Here is a 609-nt window from a genome sequence, read left to right as displayed (position 1 = left end):
CTTCTTTTTTTATCTGGGTAGCTTGACATGAAAGCAAAACCAATGATAGAAAGAGCACATAATATTTTATCATTTACTTTAGTTATAGCCTAACGGCCCACAGCTTCCCGGCGGCGAGCCCTTGTGTTAAGGTTGTTGTTGGAATGGGCCGCTGACCGGCTGAAGCAGGTGTTGTCTGCTGTACCTTTACTCTCTTTTTATTTTGTCACTTGCATATAGGTTGTTAAAGCGATCATATACTTCAAAAATCAAGTTGACCTGATTTTCTTTCAACACCTTGTCAAGTATGGTGGCTAGTTGCAAAAGGTCCCCCGGCAATTCAGCATCTGCTCTAATAAGATACTCTTTACTATTTATTTTTTCAAATGTTATATATCCCTCATGCCCAAAATCTGTCCGGATATATTGTCCCGACTCATAGTGGGCGGATTCTCGGATATGAGTTCGTTCAAATCTTTGCTTAATTATTGTAAACAAAGCATTTAAGGAAAGACCTGACTCAAAGCTTCCAGATAGTAGTGAGTTAGATTCCATTTAACTTCTAATATAGCAGACAATAGACCAGCCGCTACTCGCAGCCGGTGATACATGAATAAGCTCTGCGCGCAA

At 40.2% G+C, this 609-nt stretch carries 1 protein-coding gene; it reads right to left on the bottom strand.

Annotation, left to right across the window (positions count from 1 at the left end):
- Window positions 1-186: 186 nt before the first annotated feature.
- Window positions 187-477 (bottom strand): hypothetical protein, encoded by a 291-nt coding sequence (locus Q0590_RS37470; protein WP_302042810.1) that lies wholly within the window; start codon window positions 475-477, stop codon window positions 187-189.
- Window positions 478-609: the final 132 nt, after the last annotated feature.

It is taken from the genome of Rhodocytophaga aerolata (assembly GCF_030503435.1).
GTDB classification, from domain to species: Bacteria; Bacteroidota; Bacteroidia; order Cytophagales; family 172606-1; genus Rhodocytophaga; species Rhodocytophaga aerolata.
The sequence above is the reverse complement of the archived record's forward strand: the minus strand, read 5'-3'. Positions and strand labels throughout refer to the sequence as shown.